We start from the raw sequence: 22,318 nt of genomic DNA, 5'->3' as shown, positions 1-22,318 counted from the left end.
CTTTGGGAGGGCGGACGCCCGACATGCACCGTTTCGCTTGTGGCAACAGTGAGGAAATTGGCAAATGCAATTGCCCTGTTGCAAGAGGAATTTCAATTGACTTTTTCAGCAGAAAGGTGGTATAGGAAACAATCAGGGGCAGTTTTGAGCTGTAGGTGCACACAGACAATCCAACAGATCGTGCGCAGCAGATGATTTCGTTAATGCTCGATTTGTTGCGACTGCCGCACCAGCGGAGAGCAAAATTTTCTGGTTGTGCCAATGTAAACGGCAGCAAAAAGCCCAACCCCGGTTAACGGTATCACACTTGGCAAAAGCATGAGGTATAGATATGAAAGTCAGGAATATGGTCGGTCGCCAAGAGAGTGGCTTCACCCTGGTGGAATTGATCATGGTGATCGTGATCATCGGTATCCTGGCAGCAATGGTTCTACCAAAATTCTCCGGCTTGGCGGGTCAAGCATTGAAAACCACCGGAGATCTGAAAACCTCCTCTGACCAGACCAATTCACATTGTATCGAACAGTTCAAGGCAGGCGGAAGAAGCGATGCCGAAGCTGCAGCCATGTGTGGCAGTGGCACCACCATCGGAGGCACCCAAACCAAATAAACCGATGGCTCCGCCTTGCCCTCTGCGCCGGGCGGTATGATACCAGATTACCAGCGGTCAAAAACAAGGCGACAACACAGTGCAGGGAGCTTGTGAATAAAGAGCCAGCGGAACCGGTGGAGATGCACATTCATGATCAATCTTGCCTGTTCCTCTCACTCTGCTGCTCTGCTATCTCGCAAACGCCGCTCTGCCGGTTTTACCTTGGTTGAGCTGATCATGGTACTGGTTATTATTGGCATCCTGGCTGTCATGACTCTGCCCAGTTTTGGCAATAAGATTCCGGTCGAAGCGGCCAATACCAATGCCAAAGTGGTCATGGGCACCATTGGCGCCGCCGCCGCCAATTATAAAACCCGTTGCGCAGTCGGCTTGGGTTCCTGTGACCCCTTGGTGTGTCAATCCAGCGATCCCGGTACGGCTGTCCTGACCCTGCTCAGTGGCATTCAAAGCAGCGATTATACCTTGGGTGGTGACCCTGCCACCGGTTGTACCATCCGCCACCAAGCCGGTACCGTTACCTATACCACGGCGCCTGTTTGGCCCTGACTGCTCTGTGTATCCCTGTCACTGCGATTATCTCAATGGAACTGCTGAAAAATTTTAAGTTACCTCCCGCCTTGGTAAAATTGCAGGCCTGGTTTGATGGCATGGAGTCGTCGCGCCGGATGATGAGTCTGTTCATCGCCCTGTTGCTGCTGCTGTTTTGCTGGTTAAACCTGATCTGGCAACCCTATCAACAACAGCAACTGCGGCTGCAGGCCACCAGCAAAGAGCTGAGTAAAACCATCCCTGAGTTGAAAACCCGTCTGGAACAACTGCCCAAAAAACAGAAGGTGGATGTCAACGCCGAACGCTTGGCGCGTATTCAGGCCATGGAGCAGGAGCTGCGCGAACTCTCCACCACCCTGGGTAAAGAGTCCTCCACGTTGATTCAACCGACAGAAATGGTCAAAGCTCTGCGCCAGCTTTTGGCAGAACGGCCTGCGCTCAAGGTACGACGCATGGAGGCATCCAGTCTGCAACCGATTCAACTGAGCAGCTCTACCTCCCTGAAACAGCCAGAGGCTGCGCAGCAAACCCAGGCGGGCAAAAAAAGCGATACCCCGGCAACAACAAAAAAAAACGAGGAGGCAGCGACTCCGGTCATCTATCGCCATGATATTGAATTGGAGATCGATGCCTCCTATCTGGATATTCTCTCGTTCTGCAAAGAGGTGGAAAGCTATCCCTGGGTCTTTTTTTGGGATGAGGTACACTATCGGGCTGTAGACTATCCACAGACCCATGCGCTGATTCGTCTGTTCACCTTGAGTATCGGGGAGGGCTTGCTAGGTGGTTAAAGTGCGCTGCTCGTGGTACTCCTGGCCGTTCATAATCCTTTGTCTGCTCCCGGCAACCAGCAGCGCCGAGACAGAGAGTGCTCTCTCTCTTTTGTTGCGTGACCCCTCCAAACCACCTCAGGTCAGCGCCCAGCCCAACAAAGAAAGCAGCAGCGAACACTCTGCCTCTCCAGCCCTTCCCGCCGAGCGTTGGCAGTTGGGGTTGATCCGTTTTTCTGAGCGTGACGCCCTGGCCATCATCAACGGTAAAGTGGTGCGCGTCGGTCAAACGGTTGATGGCCTGTTGGTAGAATCGATCCATCGCCAGGGAGTCTCTGGAGTGGCCGGAACCCGACCGGTCGAGTTGGTAATGGAGATCAATCGTGCTGCGGCCAACATGGTTGTACGCTCCTCTTCTCAGCCCACAAAGATGCGTATCCCATGAACAGCCTGCCCGCTCTCCCCAAACCCTTTGTTTTACGCTCGCTTCTCGCCTGCACACTGATCTGGAGTGGTTGCAGCACTCATAGAACTGTGGCGCCTGCTCCGCCAATAGAGCGACCCGCCGTAAGCAGTTCGACTCTTTCCCCCCCTTCTGGTCCTGCAAACCGCTTGCCCTCGCAGGTGGATGCCGCTTTGCTGCCTCCTCTGAAAAGCCCCTCTTCGCAACGGCAAGGAAACACCCACAGCGAAGGCCCGCTGATTGATGTGGTGGTAGACTCTCTACCTGCCAAAGTTTTTTTTATGGGTCTGGCGGAAAAGAGTCGGACCAATATCATGGTACACCCGGAGGTGACGGCCAACATCACCCTGAATCTGGCGCAGGCCACCATTCCGCAAGCGGTGGAGACGGTGTGCAAGATGTATCATTTTTCTTGCGAGCGCACAGCCCAAGGCTATCTGATTCAGCCGCCGCGGCTTGTGGTCCGGCAATATCATATTGATTATCTGCGTCTGCAGCGTTCTGGGATCACCCGCACCCGGGTCAGTGCGGGTCAGGATGTGGTCTCCACCTCCTCTTCCACCGACAAGGATAAAGGCAATACCACCAGCACCCAGCAGGTAGAGATGACTGGCAGCCAGGTAGTCACGCAACAGCAATCCCATTTCTGGCAGGAGCTGGTACTCTCTTTGTGTGGTATTTTGGGATTGGGTTTTACCCCCAACGAAGGCAAAAATGAGGGTACGGCGACTGGCACGCAACAAAGTGGTAAAAACTCCCAAGCAGGAATGCTCTCCTGGAGTTGGGGTCCGCAATCGCCGCATACTGAGATGTTGGGATGTGCTGATCACAACGCCGAGAATGGGCGGCGCGTGGTGATCACGCCGCAATCGGGAGATTTGTTGGTGCGCGCCTATCCCAGTGAGTTGCAGGATGTGGAGCAGTTTTTGTCGGGGCAAAAGCAGATTTTGGAACGGCAGGTGATTCTGGAAGCCAAAATTTTGGAGATCACCTTGAATGATGGTTCGCAAACCGGAATCAATTGGAATTTGGCGTTTGGCAAAGGGGCTCAAAGCTATATCGGTTTAGGTGGTGGTGGTTCCCTGTTGGGCAATGCCAACATCAATCCGCTGTTTGTGGACACCACCTCTGGAAATTTTTCTCCCTCTAATAATAGCTTTAGATCAACGGACTCCAGCTCATTTGGTGGTGCCTTTGCCATGGGTCTGCATTCGGGCAGCTTTGACAGTTTTATCGAATTGTTAAAGACCCAAGGTACTGTGCAAGTTTTGTCCAGCCCACGGGTTGCCACGCTCAACAATCAGAAAGCGGTGATTCGGGTAGGGCAGGATGAATATTTTGTGACCGAAATACGGTCGGAAAACAGCAGTTCGACCAGCAGCACCAACTCTGCCAACTCCGGGATAGTGCTTATTCCACGATTCACCCCATTCTTTTCAGGCATTGCCATGGATGTCACCCCACAGATTTCTGATGATGGGCATGTCATGCTGCACATTCATCCGATGGTCAGCGAGGTAGTGACCGATCAAAAGCAGCTCACTTTGGGCAGTTCTGTGCAGAGTTATCCGGTGCCGTTGAATCGGGTACGAGAGACCGATACCATTGTCAAAGCAAGCGATGGGGAGGTGGTAGTGATTGGTGGTTTGATGAAGGATGTAGAGATCAATCGCAAGGCTGGGATTCCTGGGGCAAGTGATGTACCTCTTTTGGGACGTTTGTTTCAACATGAGCAGGAGAGCACCAAAAAATCGGAGTTGGTGATTTTGTTACGTCCTCGGGTGGTGAGCAGTGCGGCCTCCTGGCAACAGGAGTTGCGACGCACGGCTGTGTCTGGCAGTGATCCTTTTGCCCAGGGCAGTACAATGCGCTGGTCGGAGCGTTCTGCTGCACCCTCTCCTGCACCGGCAGGGGCCCATGCGCCGCTCATGGCGCCCAATCCCGGTTTGGATGCGTTGCGCGACAGTCAGTGACTGTTGCACCAGAACAAACGCAATTGCCATTCAAAACAAAAAATTATTAAGGAGGTCCAGGAGGAGATTATCTCCTCCTGGCGGGTTGTAAGGGCGGAGCCCTTACATCTAGCGGCGTTTCAAGAAAGCGAATGCGTAGCATTCGCGCACGCCGCGACAATCTGTGCCCCGCAGGGGCACGCTTTGGGAGGGCGGACGCCCGACATGCACCGTTTCGCTTGTGGCAACGGTGCGGAAATGATCCCATAAATGATCCTATAAATGATCCCAGGTACGGAAAAGATCCCATAAATGATCCCAGGTGCTGTTACTACTGCTGAACAACTTCACCTGCCTTTTTTGGCCGAAAAAGAGTATACTGAGCAAAGATGATGTTCGGCCATGGGGGAGGGAATGGGCATTTTACAGAGAGAGTTGGCACACCAAGCGGGCAGAGTGTGGGACAGCGCATCCTGCCAGCGAGGGTTGACCCACGCCTGCAGCTTCCGCCACACAGCTCCCTTGCCTGACTGCAACCGCCATTTGGACAGTTCGACACTTCGACACTATTTTCAGGTTTTTCCCGCCAGAAATTTCTAGCGCCGATAACCTCAAAAATGGCTCCAAAGTGTCCAAGTGTCCAAACGGTGGGATACCCCCGGAATGAATGGTTGATCTCTGTCGGCAGTGTGACATAAAGAAAAAATACAGAAAAATCTTCTACGATCAAAAAAGCAGCACTCTACCTACAAGACAATCCTATTTGCAAATTATCGCACCGTTACCACAAGCGAAACGGTGCATGTCGGGCGTCCGCCCTCCCAAAGCGTGCCCCTGCGGGGCACAGATTGTCGCGGCGTGCGCGAATGCTACGCATTCGCTTTCTTGAAACGCCGCTAGATGTAAGGGCTCCGCCCTTACAACCCGCCAGGAGGAGATAATCTCCTCCTGGACCTCCTTAATAATTTTTTGTTTTTACAGGTACTTGCCCTGGAAACTCACCTATAAATCCCGAAACCAACGCTTCTCCCGATAATATTTCATCGCCCCACGATGAAAAGGCACATCCAACACCTTGACCATCTTGCGCGGCGATAAATAATGTAATACTGGATTGCCATGCCGTAATCCATCAATCCCCTCAAATGCCTTCTTGACCAATGGATAAATAACCTCCTCCGGCACCGTCGTACTGGCAATTACCCAATATTTGACCCCAACCGTCGCCACATCCTGCTCCACATCCCGATACATCTTCGCCGGAATCACACCCGCCTCAAAGATATTCTGACTCTTCAATAAAGAGGTAATACAATCCCCCTCCAACGGAATCACCTCTAACCGATTATGCAAAGCTGCCTGCGCTAAAACAGCATTAGGATGAATCATCGGCTCCAAAAAGCCATCCGTGCTCTGGTTGGCCAAAGCCTGCCCCATCTCCATCGCCTCCAAATGGCTGGCAATCATGCCACTGGCCGCCCCTTTGCAACTCTTGAACAGCTCATTGATTAAACGCTCATTGTCCGAACCCTCTGGACCAATGTTCACACGCTTGCCACTGATTTTGTTGAAGCTATCAATCGGAGATTGCCCAGGAACCACCAATGTCAACAGCTCATCGTGCAGGGAAAACAAAACCCGTAACTTTTTCATCCCCGCCGCCTTGAACGGCGCCTTGCCATTCCAAGCCCGCAACAATAAATCCGCACGCACTATACCCAACTGCAAGGCACCACTCTGTAACCCCTCCAAATTTTGTAACACATTATCAGTCGGCGAAACCTGACACGAAGCCACATCCCCCCAAGTGTCACATAAGGATTTGACCACCGGAAACATACTTCCCGCCTGACCACTCACCCCGATGGCAACCGTATGCCGCTTGCGCTCCTCTCCAGAAGAACAGGCGGTCAATACCATCAGAGCAAGTATCACAATGCTGAGCGGCCATTTGTTCATGCGCGATCTTCCTTCTCGTTACCGGCACCAATCCCAGTATTTGGGAGATTATGCAAAAATGACTGGGAGATCCTGCCTCGCATCTCTCCATCCCTCACGCGGGCAAAAAAGTTCTCTATCAACTTGGCACCCCTCTTACCACCTTACGAAGGAAACAAAATTTTGCGCAAGCTGCACAAACTGTTCTGCCTGGCCCCCCAGGAACCTAACAACCCTACCAATCCAAACGCCGATGGTGTTCCTCCCGCCAAACATCACGATGCCCATAATAACGTCCACGTGGCGGCGCTGTCACCGTCACCACGGGATAGGCAACTACCGGCATCGGCTCAATCACCACCGTCTGCGCCGGATAAAGCGTCATGGTGCGCGGCGCCTGCTCGACAATCACTGTCTGTGGTTGCTGCTGCGTCACCACCCGCTGCACAATACGCGGCGTATCCTGATATTGCCAGGTACTGCTGCCAGGAGCACGACAGGCCAAACCGGTCAAGGTCTCCTGCCGCCCATCAATATAGCCCTGTGTCTGCATCTGCCGACACTCGGCAGGCGCTACCGGCTCGCCATAAATGGTCGTCACACTGGCATGAGCCGGTTGATAAACCGTCGTCGCGTATCGCTCCTGGGCACCAGACCGACTCATCTCAGTCAACGCTCCCCCGGCCACTGCACCAATCAAGGCATTCTGTACCCGATTTTTCGGCTGGCCAACCAGAGAGCCAACCAAAGCACCCCCCAAAACACCAATACTCAACCCGGCATCAGCCCATACCGGCACAGAGCAACCCATCCCCAACATCCACACTCCCAACAGGAGACATGACCGGCAGCTTTTCCGGGCATGAAGCATCGGCAACTTCATCGCAACTCCCCCATCCACATCTTTTTCACTACGACCAAAAAATATGCAGCTTGCGCATCCTGAGCATCCCAGCGCACAGCCGCATGGATTGCATAGACAATGGTTGGCAGTATAAAGAACCATGATCAATTTATCACGACATTTTTTCCCTGCCTGCAGCTCTCACCGCCCTGAAATATTTATTTCTCTACTCTTTGCACTCTTGCAGAAAGTCGGTTATACAAAGGCACGTCCCGCACACAAACTCCCTCAGCAACAGCGAACAAGATAGCAAATTGAGCATGAGCGACTATATCGAATTTGCCGATAGCCCCTTCGTCGAACATTTTGCCCACACCCATGGTCAAACCGCGAAAAAATTTCTGGAATCCTTTCTGCAATGCCGGGTCACCCTGGTCTTCTCCCCCGCTGAAGAGTTTGAAAACAACTTTGCCGCCGATATTTTTTCCAGTCCAGAAAAAGCGGTCTATGAGGTCAATTCCACAACCCTGCTGATCGCCGTTCATCCCCCGATGTATCAGGATAAGCGGGTCTCTCTGGGCATGCTCCTGCATGAACCTTTGATCTCTCTCCCCTCCCTGGTGATTGCCGAAATTGTCGCCAACCAGATGCTCAAACGGCTGAAACATGCCATGACCTACCAATTTGATGTTGATCTGCAATTTTTTGGCAAGCAGATGATCCTCGATGCCATCGTCGATTATATCTCCCGTGGCGGCTTTAATCGCAATACCATCAAATTTGTCATCGATCTGTTTACCAGCTTGCGCACCATGACCTTTGAAAATCGTATCTTCAATACCGGGCTGATCATCACCAAATCACACCGTGCCTACCGTACTGAATCCCGCAAATGTCGCCTGATTCCGCTCACCGAACCCATCGTCCTGATGCCCACCCTGCGCTACGAAAATCGCTTCTGGTATCTGGCCGATGGCTCCTCCTGCTTCTATGTCTGTGATCGCAATCTGAAAATCAATAGCATGTTTTTCTTCGATGAACCTCCCTCCTCCTCTACCTCCATCTCAACCAATTTTCTCAATAAATCCCTCCACGAACAGGATATCGCCTTCCGTACCATCAATGGTCGGGAAATGGTGATCGTCGAAGCTACCGGCGAGGAGTTTACCTATTCGGTCGGACAATGGCAGTTTCGCGATTATAACCTGATTAAAAAAGCGGTCCGCTCCTCACTCCCCCAGTTTACCCAGCAAGCCATCAATGCCCTGCTGGAACTGGTCTGGTCGCTGATGGCGCAACGCCATGGCTCCTTGATCTGGATCCCCGCCCGCGAAGAGGATATCGAACAGATGACCCTGCGTACCACCCGCCTCTGGGATCTGGATATCTCCATCGATGATGAACGCTACCACGGCCTGATTCTGCGCCTCGCCTCCAGCGACGGCGCCCTGATTCTTTCACAAAACTCCCGCATCAAACGGTTTGGAGCCATCGCCAACCTCTCCGCCGTCGCCCAAATCAGCCCCTCCCTGGGCGGTTCCGGTGAGTTGGCCGCACAGTTTCTCTCCCAATCCGGAATGGTTATCAAAATCTCCCAGGATGGCAGCGGCAGCGTCTATTCCGCCAACAAATTGCGCTGGAAATTATAATTCAAGCAAAATTTGCAAACAAATTATCTGACTTGACATCCCATCGCCCAGAGATATGATCCTCCTGTGACCATTTGAGGGACAAAGCATGGGCAAATATGGAACCCGACTCTTGATCGGCTTGGCAGGGAGCTTTTTGCTACTGTTGCCTGTTCTGGCACACAGTCAGGAGACGTTGCGCCTGGCCAACCCCACCACCTTCCTGACCGGTCTGATCACCCTGGCGCAACATCGGCAAACCTTTGCCGCCCATGGTTTGACCATCATCAGTATCCCTGTCCCTACCGGCGATGAGGCATTGACTGCCGTTGAACAAAAACAGGCCGATCTGGCCACCGCCGCAGAAACAGCTTTTACCTTGCACTCTCTGACCAACCCATCCTGGCGCCTGTTGGCCGAGATTGGTGACTGGGATAATGAGGTGCAGATTTTGGCCCGTCGCGATGCCGAGATCCACGCCCCAAAAGATCTGCGTGGCAAACGGATCGGCACCCAAAATCGCCTTTCCACCTTTTTTTTCCTCGACCAATATCTGATGAAACAGGGGCTCTCCCTGGATGAGATCACGATTCACTTTATGCAGGCCAATGAGTTGGCGGAGGCGCTCGCGACAGAAAAAGTGCAGGCCATCAGTGCACGTGATCCCTATCTCAGCCAGGCCAAGAACCTCTTGGGTCCAGACAACATTCGCCATTTTGCCGCGCCAGGGCTGTATCGCAAAACCTTTCTCTTGGCCAGTGATAGCGCAACCATCGCCGCCAAAAAGGAGGCTATCAGCCGCTTTTTGCAGGCACTGATTCAAACAGAGGAGTTTGTGCGCAAACATCCCTTACAGGCCCGGCAACTGCTGCAACAACATCATGCTGGCGAGGCCGATCTGCAGCGCATCTGGCAGGAGATTCGTCTGGCAGTCTGGCTTGATCAGCATCTGCTGCTGACCATGGAACAGGTGGCTGCCTGGGCGATGCGCAACAAAATGGTCCCGACCACCGCCATCCCCAATTTTTTACATAATGTGGATCCACAGCCCTTGCGCCAGATACGGCCAATCGCTGTCAATCTGCTGCAATAAGTGCTCCCCATGAATATCCGGCAAAAAATCAAATGGCTCGTTCTTCTCCCAGCAGTGGCTCTGCTGCTTTTGGCCAGTTTTGTCTTGCTCACGCAACAACATGCCCAAAAAGTGCTGTATAAAACCTTCCTCACCGATAATTTGAACAAACATGCCAACGAGTTGAATATCCTTACTTTGGAAATTTTAGGCAGCAGCAGCATTCGTCCCAGAGAGCTCTGGCATGAAAAATGGCAACAGATAGCGCAAGATATAGGCAATCTGCAAGAGCAACTGGAGAGTGATGATGAGCGCTATATGTTGCAAAGACTGCATATCTCCTTGGCCAATGTTCAGCAACTGCACGAAGAGTGGGAGTTGTTGGAAGGGGATCCCGATAGCGCCCGCAAGGCACCTTATCGCCGTCTTTTGGAACAAAAAATTCGTATCGAAGTTCAATCCCTGGCCCCAGCGGTTGTGCAACTGCATGATTTGCAACAGGCCAGCATGCACGATATTGTCTACCAACAGGGTCAATGGAGTATTTTGTTGATGGTTGCCCTGACCATTGCCTTGTTGTTTTTCTCCTCATTTTTCAGCCGTTCCATCAGCAACTCTCTGACCATCGTGCATGAAGGAATTCAACACTTGGGCGAGGGCAATCTGCAACATACCATCGCCCTCTCTGGCAACGATGAGTTGAGCGAGATTGCGGATCATTTTAATCAGATGGTCGAACGTTTGCGCCAGGTAACTGTGTCGCGGGATGCTTTGCAGCATGAGATTGAGGAGCGACAACGCACTGAAAAGCAGTTGGCAGAAGCACTCAATTTTAATCGCCATATTATTGCAGAATCCCCCATTGGCATCGCTGTCTTTCACCAGGATGGCCGTACCATTTTGGGCAATAAAGCGGCAGCCAGCATTGTGGGTGCCTCACCCGAACAGTTTGTCACCCGCAACTTTCGTAAACTCGACTCCTGGCAGCAATCTGGTCTTCTGGAGATGGCCGACACCTCTCTGGAGCAAGGCATCGGTCAACGCAAAGAGCTTTTTATGCAGACCAGCTTTGGTGTGCATGTCTGGCTGGATTGTCAACTGGTTCCCTTGACCCTCAACAATCAGCCCCATCTTTTGGTCCTTTTTGCCGATGTCAGCCGCTTTCATCAGGCACAAAAGGCTCTGCAAGAGGCCAAAGAGTCTGCTGAGAGTGCCAACCGCTTCAAGGGGGAGTTTTTGGCCAATATGAGCCATGAGATTCGCACCCCCATGAATGCCATTCTCGGCATGACCGATCTGCTTTGGGAAAGCACCTTGCAGAGCGAGCAGCGCAAACAGGTACATATCATCCGCAATGCTGGTGAGACCTTGTTGGGTATCATCAATGATATTCTTGATTTTTCTAAAATTGAAGCCGGGCAATTGGCTCTGGAGGAGATTCCCTTCAACCCGGCAGAAGAGTTGGAAAGCTGTTGCGACATGTTGGCATCGCGTGCCCATAGCAAGGGGATTCATTTGACCAGCCATGTCGCCACCGACATCCCCAATCTTCTTTGTGGTGATCCGGCCCGACTGCGCCAGATCATACTCAATTTGCTGGCCAACGCCGTCAAATTTACCCACCAGGGCAATATATCCCTCTCCATGGAACGTCATCCCTCAGCCGATCCGGACTATTTTTGTTTGGCGGTGACGGTGCAGGATACCGGTATCGGGATCGCAAAAGAGCAACAAGCCTCTATTTTTGACAGCTTTGTGCAGGGCGACTCCTCGGTCACCCGTCGTTTTGGTGGCACTGGCCTGGGGCTGGCCATTGTCAAACGCTTGGTAAACTTGATGCACGGCACCATCTCTCTGCACAGTCAACCCGGAGTGGGCAGTACCTTTCAGTGTATCCTGCGCATGCGTGTACTGTTTACTGATTCCCTGGCCGAGTTTCCGCTTGCTGAGCTCTCTGCTCCCCAGATAGAGATCACCGAGCAACCTCTGCGCATTCTGGTGGTAGATGATTCGGAAGACAATCGTTTGCTGATTCACGCCTATTGTAAAAACACCGCCTTTTATTTGGATTTTGCTGAACAGGGGGCGGAGGCTCTGCAGAAGCTGCATAATCATCCCTATGATCTGGTATTCATGGATATGCAGATGCCGATCATGGATGGTTTTGCTGCCACGCGCAGTTGGCGCAATTGGGAAAAAGAGCGCCAACTGACGCCCATTCCGATTGTTGCCCTTACCGCTTACGCCTTGCCGGAGGATAGTGAACGTACTCGGGAAGCAGGATGTACGATGCACCTGAGCAAACCGATCAAAAAGAAAAAATTGCTTGACAGTATTGCCACCTTGTTTATGAAGCCATAAGACAAGCATCCAATAATTTATAACCAATAAGGTTGTTTGCTCCCGTTATAGAGCTGCATATGTTCCGACCGCAGGGTAAGCGCATTTGCAAATCAGAAAATTATTATGGAGGTCCAGGAGGAGATTATCTCCTCCTGGCAGGTGCAGGACAGAGTCCTGCATGTGGCGGCGTTTTACAAAAGCGAATGCGAAGCATTCGCGCACGCCGCGACAATCTGTGCCCCGCAGGGGCACGCTTTGGGAGGGCGGACGCCCGATCTGCACAGTTGCGATTGTGGCAACGCTACGGAGGCTTGCAAATGCCCTTGTCCATAATATCCCTACCCTTACCCTTGCTCCCACCGATTATCCGCTTGACTCCGAAAAAATCGTCTATATGATCAACTGCTAATACACTATCTATTCGGCTTGCCGATCCATTGCACGCCTGCTCGGCAAATCAGGTAAAAGGGGAAAATTAATATGAAACGATGGAGTGTTATGGGGCTATTATTTGCCCTGTTTGGCAGCATCCTGCCTGCACAAGCTGATGTCATGGTGTTGGCACACGGCTATCTCAGCAGCGCCTCCACCTGGGAAATGACTGGTATCGCAACGCAGTTGGAGCAAAATCAGTGGTATCGAGCTGGCATTTTGATGACCAGTCCCACTGGTGTGCATGTACTGCCCAGCGCCCGTCAAGTTGGCGCCGCCGCCAAAGAGCCTGCCAATAAGGTCTATCTGGCTGAGCTGCCCTCTACCGCTCCCATTGGTATCCAGGCCGACCATTTGCAGGCCATGTTGCGCTATATCACCAGCCGCCATGCCAAGGAAAAGATCATTTTGGTGGGCCATTCGGTTGGCGGAGTGGTCGCCCGCCTGGTTTTGGTACGCAGCCAAGTTCCCAATGTCTCGGCCTTGATTACCATCGCCTCTCCACACCTGGGCACTCCTCTGGCTGAAACTGCCCTCAATGCCACCTCCGACATTTGGCCTGTCGAGGTGATCAAGGATATTTTTGCTGGTGGCGGCTATCAAACCCTGAAATATTCACGTGGTCTCTATATTGATATTGTGCGCCCGTGGCCAGGCTCCCTGCTCTATTGGCTGAACAATCAGGCACATCCACCCCTGAAATATATCTCGGTGGTACGCAGTCAACCCTATGTTCTTTGGGGAGATTTGCTGGTTCCCGGCAACAGCCAGGATATGAATCAAATCCGTGCCTTGGCTGGCAAATCGACTCTCTATACCAGCGCCACCGGCCATGAACTGCATCCGGGAGATGGACAACTGCTGCTGGAGATTTTGAAAAAGTTGTAAAACAAATCGCACTTTCTCTTGGGGGCTTTGCCCCAAAATTCCCAATGGGGGCCGTGACGGCCCCCAGCCCTGGCAATAGTTCAAAACAATTTGGGAAAGTTGGTTGACCTGCCCATGGAAATATGGCAAACAATACGCAATGTGAATCACCAAAAGAATACCAGAAAGATTCTGCACCTGAAGAATGGTTACCTATGTCGATACCAGAAAAAATTGACTTGTTTGCCATGGCTGCAAAAAACAGTATACATCTTGAGAAAGAGTATCAAAAACTGCACAGTCCAGAGACGAATGGTGCTGTGGATCGCTTTTGCACCATGGTTATGCAAACCAGTCACATCTCCATCAACTTTAAACCAACGGCATGTGCACAATTTTTGGCCAGTGGTCGGCATTTGAACATCCATGAATTGGTTGAACTCTCTTCAGAGCATGCCGATCTGACACACGAGGAAAAGATTTTCAAAGCATTACCCGATTCTGCCGAAGAACGCCTCGGATTTGACAATAGCTTTGAAAAAGGGGAACAAATCCGTTATGGTGCTCTCAATATGGGAGGAGGCGGTGCTTTATATTTTGATAATATCTGTGTGGTCTTGAAACAAAGTTTCCCAGAAAATAAAGATGAAGTGGCATACTGCGAGAGGGATTCATTCGGATATGTCAACCGTAGTATGGTTAACCTCACAGGCTTGAGCAAAGCCCTGGCGGCAGAATCACACAAAGGAAAACTGGCGACCATCAAACATTGCAAAGAGCTTGCGTTGCACCCGGAAGAGAGTTGGCCCAATATTCTATGTTCCAGAAACTCTTATGTGGAAGCTCTCTTTTGGCAAGCACCAACAGTAGAGAGCATTGCCTGTGTACGTATCGCCAATCAGAATGATTATGAAGAGTTGGTCGTCAAAGCCGCAACAGTAAAGCTAGACAAAAACGAAGCACAAAATTTAGCCAGGTATCATGAGATAGTGGAACTGTTGGCAAAACATAACATCACCCTTGATAAAGTGTGAGATCATGTTAAAACTTGTTGCTATTGCTGAAGAGGATGGCTGGGGAATTGTGCGCACTGATTCAGGGCTCAAGATCTGTCAACCTCCTTACCAAAAATGGAATCTCCAATCGATTCCAGAGGATTTGTTGGCACAAGCCATCGGCAAACATGGTTTCAAACCGGTAACAACAGACTTTTTGAATTGGAAAGAGTTGCTTGCCTATCTCAAACAGCAACAACTTAGCGCATGCCAAAAACTCGGCCTGCCAGAAATCAGCGAACAGGATCTGGCAAAATTGATTCAAAAATTGCCCGCAGAGCGCCTTACTGCATTATTCGATCATGTCGAAAACATACATTTACCCAATGGACATTGGCAAGCTGCTGAAAACCTATTGCAAACCCTGCTGAGTGCTCAGGCAGTAATAAATTCCCCTGTTCTGCGCACAAGAGGTGACGAATTGTTAAAACAGTGCGCAGCGGGCAAAGAGATGCAAATACAGAAATTAGTCAATACAATTGGCCCTGGCAAGTTGTCTTTTACTCTTACTCCACCACTATATCACAATCTGGGTAACAGACATGCGCAAGCAGCATATGCCTTTGGTTAGGATCAAGCGATAGCCTTTTTAGCAACTCTTCCCCGTTTAGCGGACATTCTCCTGCTTTGTGCAAAGGCATCTTATGAAGACTATTACATTCTATTCATACAAAGGAGGTGTAGGACGCACGTTGACCATGGCCAATGTGGCCAAATATTTGGCCCGTTTTGGGCAAAAAGTGGTGGTGGTGGATTTTGATCTGGAAGCACCCGGCCTGCACTATAAATTTGACCTGCGCAATACTCCTGAACAACCGCTACGCGGGATACTGGATCTGCTGTATACCTTTGTCACCCAAGGCATACCACCCAACACTTTGGACGGATTTGTCTATGATGTGGGCAGCAAAGAGAGCCAAGGCTCGATACACCTGATCCCTGCAGGAGATGTACCCTCTGTTGCCTATTGGAAAAAGTTGGCAGCTATCAATTGGCATGATCTGTTTTATGGCGGTATTAATCCTCCCGGTATCCCTCTGTTTGAGGAGCTGCGGCGGTTAATTGAACAGCAATTGCAACCCGATTTTTTGTTGATCGACGCCCGGACTGGTATCACTGAAATCGGCGGGGTAGCGACTACCGTTTTGTCAGATGTAGTGGTCTGTCTGCTGATCAACAACCTGGAAAATCTGGAAGGAACACGGGCTGTCCTGCAGGCCATACAACGTGCTCCACGCCCCGAAGATCGACCAAACCCAGTGGAAATTTTACCGCTTCTCACGCGCATCCCCAAAGAGATTGACCCAGAAACAAAAAAAAATATTGTCGAGGAGGTGCGTCATATACTGAACGAAGAGGCTGTAGAGTTGGCAGACACCCTGGCTCTATCAGAAATTTATATTCTCCATTCTGATCCAGCCTTGCAAATTCGCGAAGTGATAACTTTGGACACGGAAACCAAACCTGAAAAATCTACTTTATTGCAAGATTATTTATACTTTTTTGGCCGCTTGATCCCAAAAGAGATGTTACGACCTCATGTGCATGGCTTGCTTAAAGAGGCCCAGGAGTTGGTCTGGTTTGATGCTGATAAAGCACAAGAAAACCTGGAAATTTTGGCAAATTTTAGTGGATATCCACCAGTTTACCAAGCACTGTTGCAGCTCTATGAACTGCGTCAAAGCAAAAATGATCTTCTTTTACAAACAACTATTAATTATTATAATATCATAAGAGATCCTTCCGACCCCCTATTACAAACCATCATCAAGAAAAATTATTCTGCAAACAATAAGTGGGGGAAAAGCATTTTTTCTGAAGAAACAGCACGTGAAATATGGCTTGCAGACAAAGAAAAAGATATTAATCTTGCAAGAGAAATAGCGAAAAATTTATTTTTCAATGACAAAGATCGAGATTGTATAGAATTTTCTGAAAAAGTCATTGCATTGTTAGGTCAAGATCTGGAAATCATCCTGATCATGATCAAAACATTGCTAAAAGCTGATAGAACAGATGAAGCTATCGGTTTAATAGAAAAATATAATGACAATTATTATAACAATAAAGAATTTCAAAAATTATGGGCAGAAATAATCATCATATCAAATGATTGGAAACGAGCTTTGGAACTTACCAATAATCCAGCGTTTAACATCCAACAACTTAGAGATGACGCACCTTTGCTGGCTATGAGATTATTTGTATTAAATGATCAAGTGGAAAAATTGACGATTGACCTCTTAGAAGGGGCGTTCAATGCTGCAATGAAAGGCAATCAAAATATTCATCTACTACAGGAAATAGAACGTGCGTTTACTATAGCTGGCAAATCGGATTATTTTGAAAAATTGGTTCGAGAAGCAAAAGACCCTTCAAAAAGACTGAATACAACAATCAATAATATTATAGAATATTATTTTGGAAAACTGTTCGACAATTGCAATAATAAATATTGGCAGAAGTAGTGATAACCATCCATATACTCCAGTACAAACAACCTACTCATCCAGCAATTCGGTCTGCTCCACCCAGGAGATAGGGGTCTCCGTGCTTGCCCATTCAAATTGTGCAATCTCCTCATTGCACAAACAATAGGAGATCGCTTCCAAAGTCAGACGATGCAAACGCTCGGCATCAGGCTGTTCTGGTAACCCTTCCTGTAAAAACAAAGGCGAAATGTAGGAATCATGGGCAAAGGTGGGATATAACAGACGCTCTTCCGTATGAATCCGTTCGGCCAGGCTCTGGGCAAGCTCCTGCAGATCATGAATAAATCCCTCTACATCCCGATCCCGACACTCCGACCACTGCCAACTCTTGAAAAAATAGTGAATCGAACGCGCCAACTCTAATCCGGATTGCCAAAATCCTTGATATACCAACTGCTGATTGTGGGTGCCATGGCGCAATACCCAGGCAAACAACAACTTCTGCTCCTGCTCCAAATGGCTGATCAATAAATCCTTCAAAGCCGTAAAATCACCCGCCGTGCGCAAACCAATCCCCTGCCACGAATCTTCGCGAAAATGAGAGACCAAACGCTCCAATATCTCCTCAATTTCGCGATGTTGTCGTAGCAATAACTCTACAATCAGCTCGCGCTCAATACTCTCCACCCACTAACCCCCGCTCTCCCCTGCCACCGGTTATACCTGGGCATCCCTTTCCAGCAAACCGTAACTATCCCGCTTATAACAAACCACCGTAACTATTCAGGTTCGTGCAGGCTCGCCCGCTCTACCCCCATGGGGATGCTGTGTGAATTGGCGCAAAAAAACGCCCCAATCCGCACAGCTTGCTTCCATTAGGCGCGCCGCGCCGACGCAAAAAGCGCGTCGGCTTAATGTGAAAAGCGCGCCAAAGGCAAAAGATTAAAAACAAAATCCCAGGGATTCCATCCCTGGACCCGGCCAGGGAGGTGCCCTCCCTGGACCCGCAGTTGTTTTAAGTGCTGAATAGTCACACTATTTTCAACCATCCGGCATAAAACGAATCACCGAAGAGGGCAACAACGGTACCGTCGTCGCTGCCGGAATCACCTTGCCTGCCGCCGGCGCCAACGTCGTCACCGGTACCTCCTTGCCCTCCTCCGAAAGCAGCTCCTTGCTCGGTGAGGCTACCGTCAACGGCTCCTCAGGACAATGGCTCTTCTTGACCCGACAACTGGCCGTTTGAATGGTACGCCGCCACTCCGCAAGTGTCACAAAACGATAACGCTCCCGCGTCGCCGCCTGCAATATCTCCGGCAACGCCCGCAAAGTATTGGCATGCGTACTGTGAAACAAAATGACCGCCCCAGGATGAAAACGCCGAATCACATTGCGCGCCATGATCGCCGACGGAATCCCCGCCCAATCCCGTGAATCAATGGTCCACAAAACGGTCTCCATCCCCTGATCCTTTGCCTCCTGCACCACCCGATAATTAAAATCTCCATAGGGCGGACGAAACCATGTCACCTGCAAACCCAATTTTTCCAACACCTCTTTGCCTTGGCGAAAATCAGCCGTCAAACTTTTCGCACTCAACCAGCTCATCTGCTGATGGCGATAGGAGTGATAACCCAGCTCGTGCTTTTTGCCTGCCATCTCCTTGACAATGTGCGGTGATACCTTGATCTTGTTGCCAATATAAAAAAAGGTCGCCGGAATCTCCTGACTATCCAACAACGCCGCAATCGCCAAATCACGCTCGTCCGGCCCATCGTCAAAGGTCAGCGCCATGATCCGCTCCTCCGGCAAGGTCAACCAATCCATGGCAAAAGATTCCTTGCTGCTCGGATATAAATAGCGCGGATTAAACGGCATCGCTCCTGCCTTGGCCACATGCCGACTCTCCGGAGAGGGCCCCTCCACCGCCTGCGCATTGACCGCCAATAGTGTCAGCAGCATCCACAACCAGGAGAGCCCAACACCAACACATACTTTTTTCATGGAATGGATCATTCCTTTAACAAATGATTTTACCTGCCTCACCATACTATGAGGCACACCCAACGGCAAACGCTTTTTTGTCGGTCGTTGCTCTTCTCTGCCTGGTGCCGCCGGGATTTTGTCGGCAGCTTGGCCATCTCCCCCACAAAGCACACCTCATGCCACTCTACTCTCTATCGGCACCCGACCCTCTCCCTGCTTCTCTACTTTCCACCCAGCAAGGATCTCCCCGGTTGCCCCTTCTCAAATTCCGTGCGCTCGGCAGCGCTTAAATCTCCCTTCCAGGCCCGTTGCAACAGATCCAAACGGGTCGCCAGAATAAAGCGCGTCTGCGCCGCTGGGAGAGTCTGCACATCCTGTACAGCACCCATCTGAAAATAGGGAAACTGCATGCCTTTGAACACCCCATCACCAGTCAATTGTTTAATAAAATCAAACAACTCACCAACCTTCAATGTGCGTCCCACAAAAACCACCTGCCGCCCCCCATCCAAGAGCTGAATCTGGGTCAACCACATCTCCGGCCAGTTGCCACGCGCCAATTGCACAAATTGTCCTGAAAAGCCATGCCGATTGCCAATCCGCTGCCCGGACAACAGCTCCAACACCTGCTTTTTGACCTTGATCTCTTTTTCCAATACTGCCAAACGTTCCAGCAGTGCAGGATCCTCCTCACTTTTGGGAAATGCTGCCGTCAATTGTGCCAAACGATTTTTCAACACCGACTCCTGCGTCTGCAGTTGACTCACTTCCCAATAGAGCAGAGCGCTGTCGCCCAGAACAAACAGGCCACCCGTCAGCACCAGTGCCAGCGCCACCAGCAAAATCCAAAAAGCCTTTTCAGCATCCAGCCAGTCGCTTTTGACGGAAAACAGCTCTTCCTGTAATAAATTAATCCGCGGCCTCATGCTGCTTCCACCTCGACAGGCCGCAACGCCTCTCCCAACGCTGGTAACAGATGAAAAAATGCCCTATCCTCTACCTCTTGCTCTGCCGACAGAAATTGCTGCGCCCGCAAGCGCTTCAAGCGCACTCCTAAACGCTGAGCCAACGCCTCACGCAACCCATCCTCGCGCTCAGGATCGTGCAGCAAATAGAGCACCTCCACCGCACTTTGGGTAAAGGTTGCCTCCACAAAATCCAAAGCGCGTTGAATCTCCCCGGCAATCATATCCAACAAGGGCAGGCTCTCTTCTGCCGACTCTGTCAGCGCCCGCACCCGGCGGGTAAAATAGAGATTGCCCTCACGTGCTATCAACAAAATCCCGTTCTCCCGCTCCGGCGGATAATACAACAAAGCAACCCCATGCTTGCTCTCCGGCAAATAGGCCATCAGATTGTTCAGCGCCAGTTCTGGCACCTCGATCGCCTGCAGGCGTAACCGGGAAGGGCGTAATATATTCAACTGCTCTTGAATCACCTTACGCTCTGTTGCCACCACATAGACCCGACGCTGCGGCAATACGCGGATCGGATCGGGAATATAAAAACAATCCACCACCGCCTCATCGACGGGACAGTGCAAACGATCGCGAATAATCCACTTCATCGCCGAAGCCAGCTCTTTTTTGTCCACATCGGCTGCTTCGTTGGGAAAAATTTCATAACTTTCACTATCCAGACAAAAATTGAAGGGAATCTTCAGCAAACCATGTTCAGTGGCCAAACCATACAACAGGGCGGCCTTGCCTTGTGGGCCATCCCATGCTTGCCAAAGCTGCACCTTGATCTCTGGCAGCCCCTGTTTTTCGATCCCTGAGACTGCTACCATGCCCACACCGCGACTGTTCCAGCAAATACCTGCCTGTAATCCATGCGTGACCTTGCGCAATAACAGCTTGTTGATCAAAGCCTTCATCGTTTTGCCCACACCCCACTCATTGCCGACTGGCCCCACGAATCATATCCCATAAGGGGACAAATACGCCCATCGCCAATACCATTACCATCAACCCCATCATGACGGTAATCAACGGCTCGATGGCACTGCTTAAATTTTTGACACTATACTCCACCTCTTGTTCATAAAATTGTGCCACATCGGTCATCGTCTGTTCAATCGACCCCGTCTCCTCACCCACCGCAATCATTTGCACTACCAAGGGCGGAAAGATGCCGGTCGCATAGGTTGCCTGCACCAAGGTCTCCCCCCTTTCGATACTCCACATGATCTCACGAATTTTGCTTGCCACAAACCGGTTATCCACCGCCTGGGAGACCGATTCCAAGACCGCCAATATTGGCACCCCGGAGCGTATACCCATGGCAAAAGCGCGTGCAAAGCGGGCCAGTGTACCGCGTTTGATAATACTTCCTACCACGGGCAGTTGTAACTTCATCCCCCCCCACCACAGCTCTCCTTCTGGGGTCTGCACATAGTTTTTGAATCCCCACACCAGCCCCGAGGCTGCCAAAAACAACAGATACCAGTAATCGACCACAAAGTGGGAGACATTGATCAATATCCGCGTCTGCCATGGTAATTCCATTTTCAAGGAGGCAAAAAATTCAAAAAAATTGGGCAACACATAGTAGGTCATGACAAACATGGCCACCCCCATGCCTGACAGGATAAACAGCGGATATTGCATTGCCGAACGAATCTGTTTGCGGGTGGTATAATCCAACTCCAGATAGCGATACAACTGTCCAAACGCCTCTTCCAAGCGCCCTGTCTGTTCCCCCACCTTGACCATATTGACAAACAGGCGGCTAAACATTTTTGGATGATCTGCCAAACAGGCTGACAGATCCTTGCCCGCCTCCAGGCCATCGGAAATTTGTGTCAAGGCGTTATACAACATTTTGTTGCTGACCCCGCCTTGCACCCCACGTATTGCCCGGTTCATTGGCACCCTCGAGCGTACCAAGGTTTGCATTTGCCGACAGAACAAGACGATATGTTCTGGCTTTGGTGGGGTTCCCCCCAACAGCTCTTCCAGCTTGCCCAAACCAAACAATCGATCCTGGCTTTTGACCGACAAAGGGACGATGCCCCGATGCAGCAGTTGTGAAGCTGCATCTTCGGCAGAAGCGGCGGTCAGTTCACCGCTGACTGTTTTGCCCTGGCGGTTACGACCCTTATATGTATAGATATTCATCTTTTTTTGACGCCATCCAAAACTATTGCGGGTCCAGGGAGGGCACCTCCCTGGCCGGGTCCAGGGATGGAATCCCTGGGATTTGGTTTTAATCTTTTGCCTTTAATCTTTTGCCTTTAATCTTTTGCCTTTAATCTTTTGCCTTTAATCTTTTGCCTTTAATCTTTTGCCTTTAATCTTTTGCCTTTAATCTTTTGCCTTTAATCTTTTGCCTTTAATCTTTTGCCTTTAATCTTTTGCCTTTAATCTTTTGCC

General features: G+C 50.5%; 20 protein-coding genes. 12 read left to right on the top strand and 8 right to left on the bottom strand.

Going from position 1 to position 22,318, the window contains the following annotated elements; genetic code table 11:
• A partial coding sequence (locus EJP87_RS18355) for a hypothetical protein (protein ID WP_227657455.1) occupies positions 1 to 262 on the bottom strand: 262 nt, incomplete at its 3' end.
• Positions 263 to 331: 69 nt separating this feature from the next.
• Between EJP87_RS18355 and EJP87_RS04740 the strand changes: the two genes are divergently transcribed.
• The 5 genes from EJP87_RS04740 (at position 332) to mshL (ending at position 4,368) form a co-directional block, all read left to right on the top strand.
• Positions 332 to 610 (top strand): type II secretion system protein, encoded by a 279-nt coding sequence (locus EJP87_RS04740; protein WP_130470717.1) that lies wholly within the window; start codon positions 332 to 334, stop codon positions 608 to 610.
• A gap of 132 nt (positions 611 to 742) precedes the next feature.
• Positions 743 to 1,159 (top strand): type II secretion system protein, encoded by a 417-nt coding sequence (locus EJP87_RS04735; protein ID WP_130470716.1) that lies wholly within the window; start codon positions 743 to 745, stop codon positions 1,157 to 1,159.
• 35 nt (positions 1,160 to 1,194) lie between these two features.
• Positions 1,195 to 1,953 (top strand): hypothetical protein, encoded by a 759-nt coding sequence (locus EJP87_RS04730; RefSeq protein ID WP_130470715.1) that lies wholly within the window; start codon positions 1,195 to 1,197, stop codon positions 1,951 to 1,953.
• 1 nt (position 1,954) lies between these two features.
• The gene (locus EJP87_RS04725) at positions 1,955 to 2,377 is read left to right on the top strand and encodes a hypothetical protein (protein WP_130470714.1); all 423 of its coding nucleotides are present in this window, start codon (positions 1,955 to 1,957) and stop codon (positions 2,375 to 2,377) included.
• Positions 2,374 to 4,368 (top strand): pilus (MSHA type) biogenesis protein MshL, encoded by a 1,995-nt coding sequence (gene mshL, locus EJP87_RS04720; protein ID WP_130470713.1) that lies wholly within the window; start codon positions 2,374 to 2,376, stop codon positions 4,366 to 4,368. The genes EJP87_RS04725 and mshL overlap by 4 nt, the downstream gene beginning before the upstream one ends.
• A 981-nt stretch (positions 4,369 to 5,349) precedes the next feature.
• Here mshL and EJP87_RS04715 read toward each other — a convergent pair.
• Entirely contained in the window at positions 5,350 to 6,306 is a 957-nt protein-coding gene (locus EJP87_RS04715) for a TAXI family TRAP transporter solute-binding subunit (protein WP_130470712.1), read from the bottom strand.
• Positions 6,307 to 6,520: 214 nt separating this feature from the next.
• Positions 6,521 to 7,168, bottom strand: a complete 648-nt coding sequence (locus EJP87_RS04710; RefSeq protein WP_130470711.1) for a glycine zipper 2TM domain-containing protein — start codon at positions 7,166 to 7,168, stop codon at positions 6,521 to 6,523.
• 281 nt (positions 7,169 to 7,449) lie between these two features.
• Here EJP87_RS04710 and EJP87_RS04705 point away from each other — a divergent pair, with 281 nt between their 5' ends.
• The 7 genes from EJP87_RS04705 to EJP87_RS04675 all read left to right on the top strand — a co-directional run bounded on the left by EJP87_RS04705 (position 7,450) and on the right by EJP87_RS04675 (position 16,994).
• On the top strand, positions 7,450 to 8,778 hold the full coding sequence (locus EJP87_RS04705) for a hypothetical protein (RefSeq protein WP_130470710.1): 1,329 nt from the start codon (positions 7,450 to 7,452) through the stop codon (positions 8,776 to 8,778).
• A gap of 88 nt (positions 8,779 to 8,866) precedes the next feature.
• Entirely contained in the window at positions 8,867 to 9,850 is a 984-nt protein-coding gene (locus EJP87_RS04700) for an ABC transporter substrate-binding protein (RefSeq protein ID WP_130470709.1), read from the top strand.
• Positions 9,851 to 9,859: 9 nt separating this feature from the next.
• Positions 9,860 to 12,190 carry a hybrid sensor histidine kinase/response regulator gene (locus EJP87_RS04695; RefSeq protein WP_130470708.1) on the top strand — a complete coding sequence of 777 codons (2,331 nt, stop codon included), beginning with the start codon at positions 9,860 to 9,862 and terminating at the stop codon, positions 12,188 to 12,190.
• A 462-nt stretch (positions 12,191 to 12,652) separates the two neighbouring features.
• A complete protein-coding gene (locus tag EJP87_RS04690) occupies positions 12,653 to 13,492 on the top strand; it encodes a lipase family alpha/beta hydrolase (RefSeq protein ID WP_130470707.1) in 840 nt (279 codons plus the stop codon).
• Positions 13,493 to 13,614: 122 nt separating this feature from the next.
• Positions 13,615 to 14,505, top strand: coding sequence for a hypothetical protein (locus tag EJP87_RS04685; protein WP_130470706.1), 891 nt, complete (start codon positions 13,615 to 13,617; stop codon positions 14,503 to 14,505).
• Between the two features lie 4 nt (positions 14,506 to 14,509).
• Positions 14,510 to 15,097, top strand: a complete 588-nt coding sequence (locus EJP87_RS04680) for a hypothetical protein (protein ID WP_130470705.1) — start codon at positions 14,510 to 14,512, stop codon at positions 15,095 to 15,097.
• 73 nt (positions 15,098 to 15,170) lie between these two features.
• Positions 15,171 to 16,994, top strand: coding sequence for a tyrosine-protein kinase family protein (locus EJP87_RS04675; protein WP_130470704.1), 1,824 nt, complete (start codon positions 15,171 to 15,173; stop codon positions 16,992 to 16,994).
• A 33-nt stretch (positions 16,995 to 17,027) separates the two neighbouring features.
• Here the strand turns inward: EJP87_RS04675 and EJP87_RS04670 are convergent, their stop codons facing one another.
• The 5 genes from EJP87_RS04670 to EJP87_RS04650 all read right to left on the bottom strand — a co-directional run bounded on the left by EJP87_RS04670 (position 17,028) and on the right by EJP87_RS04650 (position 22,063).
• Positions 17,028 to 17,645 (bottom strand): hemerythrin domain-containing protein, encoded by a 618-nt coding sequence (locus EJP87_RS04670; protein ID WP_130470703.1) that lies wholly within the window; start codon positions 17,643 to 17,645, stop codon positions 17,028 to 17,030.
• Between the two features lie 354 nt (positions 17,646 to 17,999).
• Positions 18,000 to 18,962, bottom strand: coding sequence for a polysaccharide deacetylase family protein (locus EJP87_RS04665; RefSeq protein ID WP_193771141.1), 963 nt, complete (start codon positions 18,960 to 18,962; stop codon positions 18,000 to 18,002).
• A gap of 203 nt (positions 18,963 to 19,165) precedes the next feature.
• Positions 19,166 to 19,870 carry a hypothetical protein gene (locus EJP87_RS04660; RefSeq protein WP_130470701.1) on the bottom strand — a complete coding sequence of 235 codons (705 nt, stop codon included), beginning with the start codon at positions 19,868 to 19,870 and terminating at the stop codon, positions 19,166 to 19,168.
• Positions 19,867 to 20,859: a type IV pilus biogenesis protein PilM gene (locus tag EJP87_RS04655; RefSeq protein WP_130470700.1), complete on the bottom strand. Its 993-nt coding sequence runs from the start codon at positions 20,857 to 20,859 to the stop codon at positions 19,867 to 19,869. The genes EJP87_RS04660 and EJP87_RS04655 overlap by 4 nt, the downstream gene beginning before the upstream one ends.
• Entirely contained in the window at positions 20,840 to 22,063 is a 1,224-nt protein-coding gene (locus EJP87_RS04650) for a type II secretion system F family protein (RefSeq protein WP_130470699.1), read from the bottom strand. The genes EJP87_RS04655 and EJP87_RS04650 overlap by 20 nt, the downstream gene beginning before the upstream one ends.
• Between the last annotated feature and the right edge of the window lie 255 nt (positions 22,064 to 22,318).

The sequence above is a fragment of the Candidatus Magnetaquicoccus inordinatus genome (genome assembly GCF_004217665.1).
GTDB lineage: Bacteria > Pseudomonadota > Magnetococcia > Magnetococcales > Magnetaquicoccaceae > Magnetaquicoccus > Magnetaquicoccus inordinatus.
The sequence above is the reverse complement of the archived record's forward strand: the minus strand, read 5'-3'. Positions and strand labels throughout refer to the sequence as shown.

What these genes read in the sequence shown, in the direction of transcription:
- EJP87_RS04665 (WP_193771141.1), bottom strand. Translation starts at nt 18,962, where the DNA reads ATGAAAAAAGTATGTGTTGGTGTTGGGCTCTCCTGGTTGTGGATGCTG.
- EJP87_RS04705 (WP_130470710.1), top strand. Translation starts at nt 7,450, where the DNA reads ATGAGCGACTATATCGAATTTGCCGATAGCCCCTTCGTCGAACATTTT.
- EJP87_RS04680 (WP_130470705.1), top strand. Translation starts at nt 14,510, where the DNA reads ATGTTAAAACTTGTTGCTATTGCTGAAGAGGATGGCTGGGGAATTGTG.
- EJP87_RS04690 (WP_130470707.1), top strand. Translation starts at nt 12,653, where the DNA reads ATGAAACGATGGAGTGTTATGGGGCTATTATTTGCCCTGTTTGGCAGC.
- EJP87_RS04715 (WP_130470712.1), bottom strand. Translation starts at nt 6,306, where the DNA reads ATGAACAAATGGCCGCTCAGCATTGTGATACTTGCTCTGATGGTATTG.
- EJP87_RS04650 (WP_130470699.1), bottom strand. Translation starts at nt 22,063, where the DNA reads ATGAATATCTATACATATAAGGGTCGTAACCGCCAGGGCAAAACAGTC.
- EJP87_RS04735 (WP_130470716.1), top strand. Translation starts at nt 743, where the DNA reads ATGATCAATCTTGCCTGTTCCTCTCACTCTGCTGCTCTGCTATCTCGC.
- EJP87_RS04730 (WP_130470715.1), top strand. Translation starts at nt 1,195, where the DNA reads ATGGAACTGCTGAAAAATTTTAAGTTACCTCCCGCCTTGGTAAAATTG.
- EJP87_RS04740 (WP_130470717.1), top strand. Translation starts at nt 332, where the DNA reads ATGAAAGTCAGGAATATGGTCGGTCGCCAAGAGAGTGGCTTCACCCTG.
- EJP87_RS04710 (WP_130470711.1), bottom strand. Translation starts at nt 7,168, where the DNA reads ATGAAGTTGCCGATGCTTCATGCCCGGAAAAGCTGCCGGTCATGTCTC.
- EJP87_RS04660 (WP_130470701.1), bottom strand. Translation starts at nt 19,870, where the DNA reads ATGAGGCCGCGGATTAATTTATTACAGGAAGAGCTGTTTTCCGTCAAA.
- EJP87_RS04685 (WP_130470706.1), top strand. Translation starts at nt 13,615, where the DNA reads ATGGCAAACAATACGCAATGTGAATCACCAAAAGAATACCAGAAAGAT.
- mshL (WP_130470713.1), top strand. Translation starts at nt 2,374, where the DNA reads ATGAACAGCCTGCCCGCTCTCCCCAAACCCTTTGTTTTACGCTCGCTT.
- EJP87_RS04675 (WP_130470704.1), top strand. Translation starts at nt 15,171, where the DNA reads ATGAAGACTATTACATTCTATTCATACAAAGGAGGTGTAGGACGCACG.
- EJP87_RS04695 (WP_130470708.1), top strand. Translation starts at nt 9,860, where the DNA reads ATGAATATCCGGCAAAAAATCAAATGGCTCGTTCTTCTCCCAGCAGTG.
- EJP87_RS04700 (WP_130470709.1), top strand. Translation starts at nt 8,867, where the DNA reads ATGGGCAAATATGGAACCCGACTCTTGATCGGCTTGGCAGGGAGCTTT.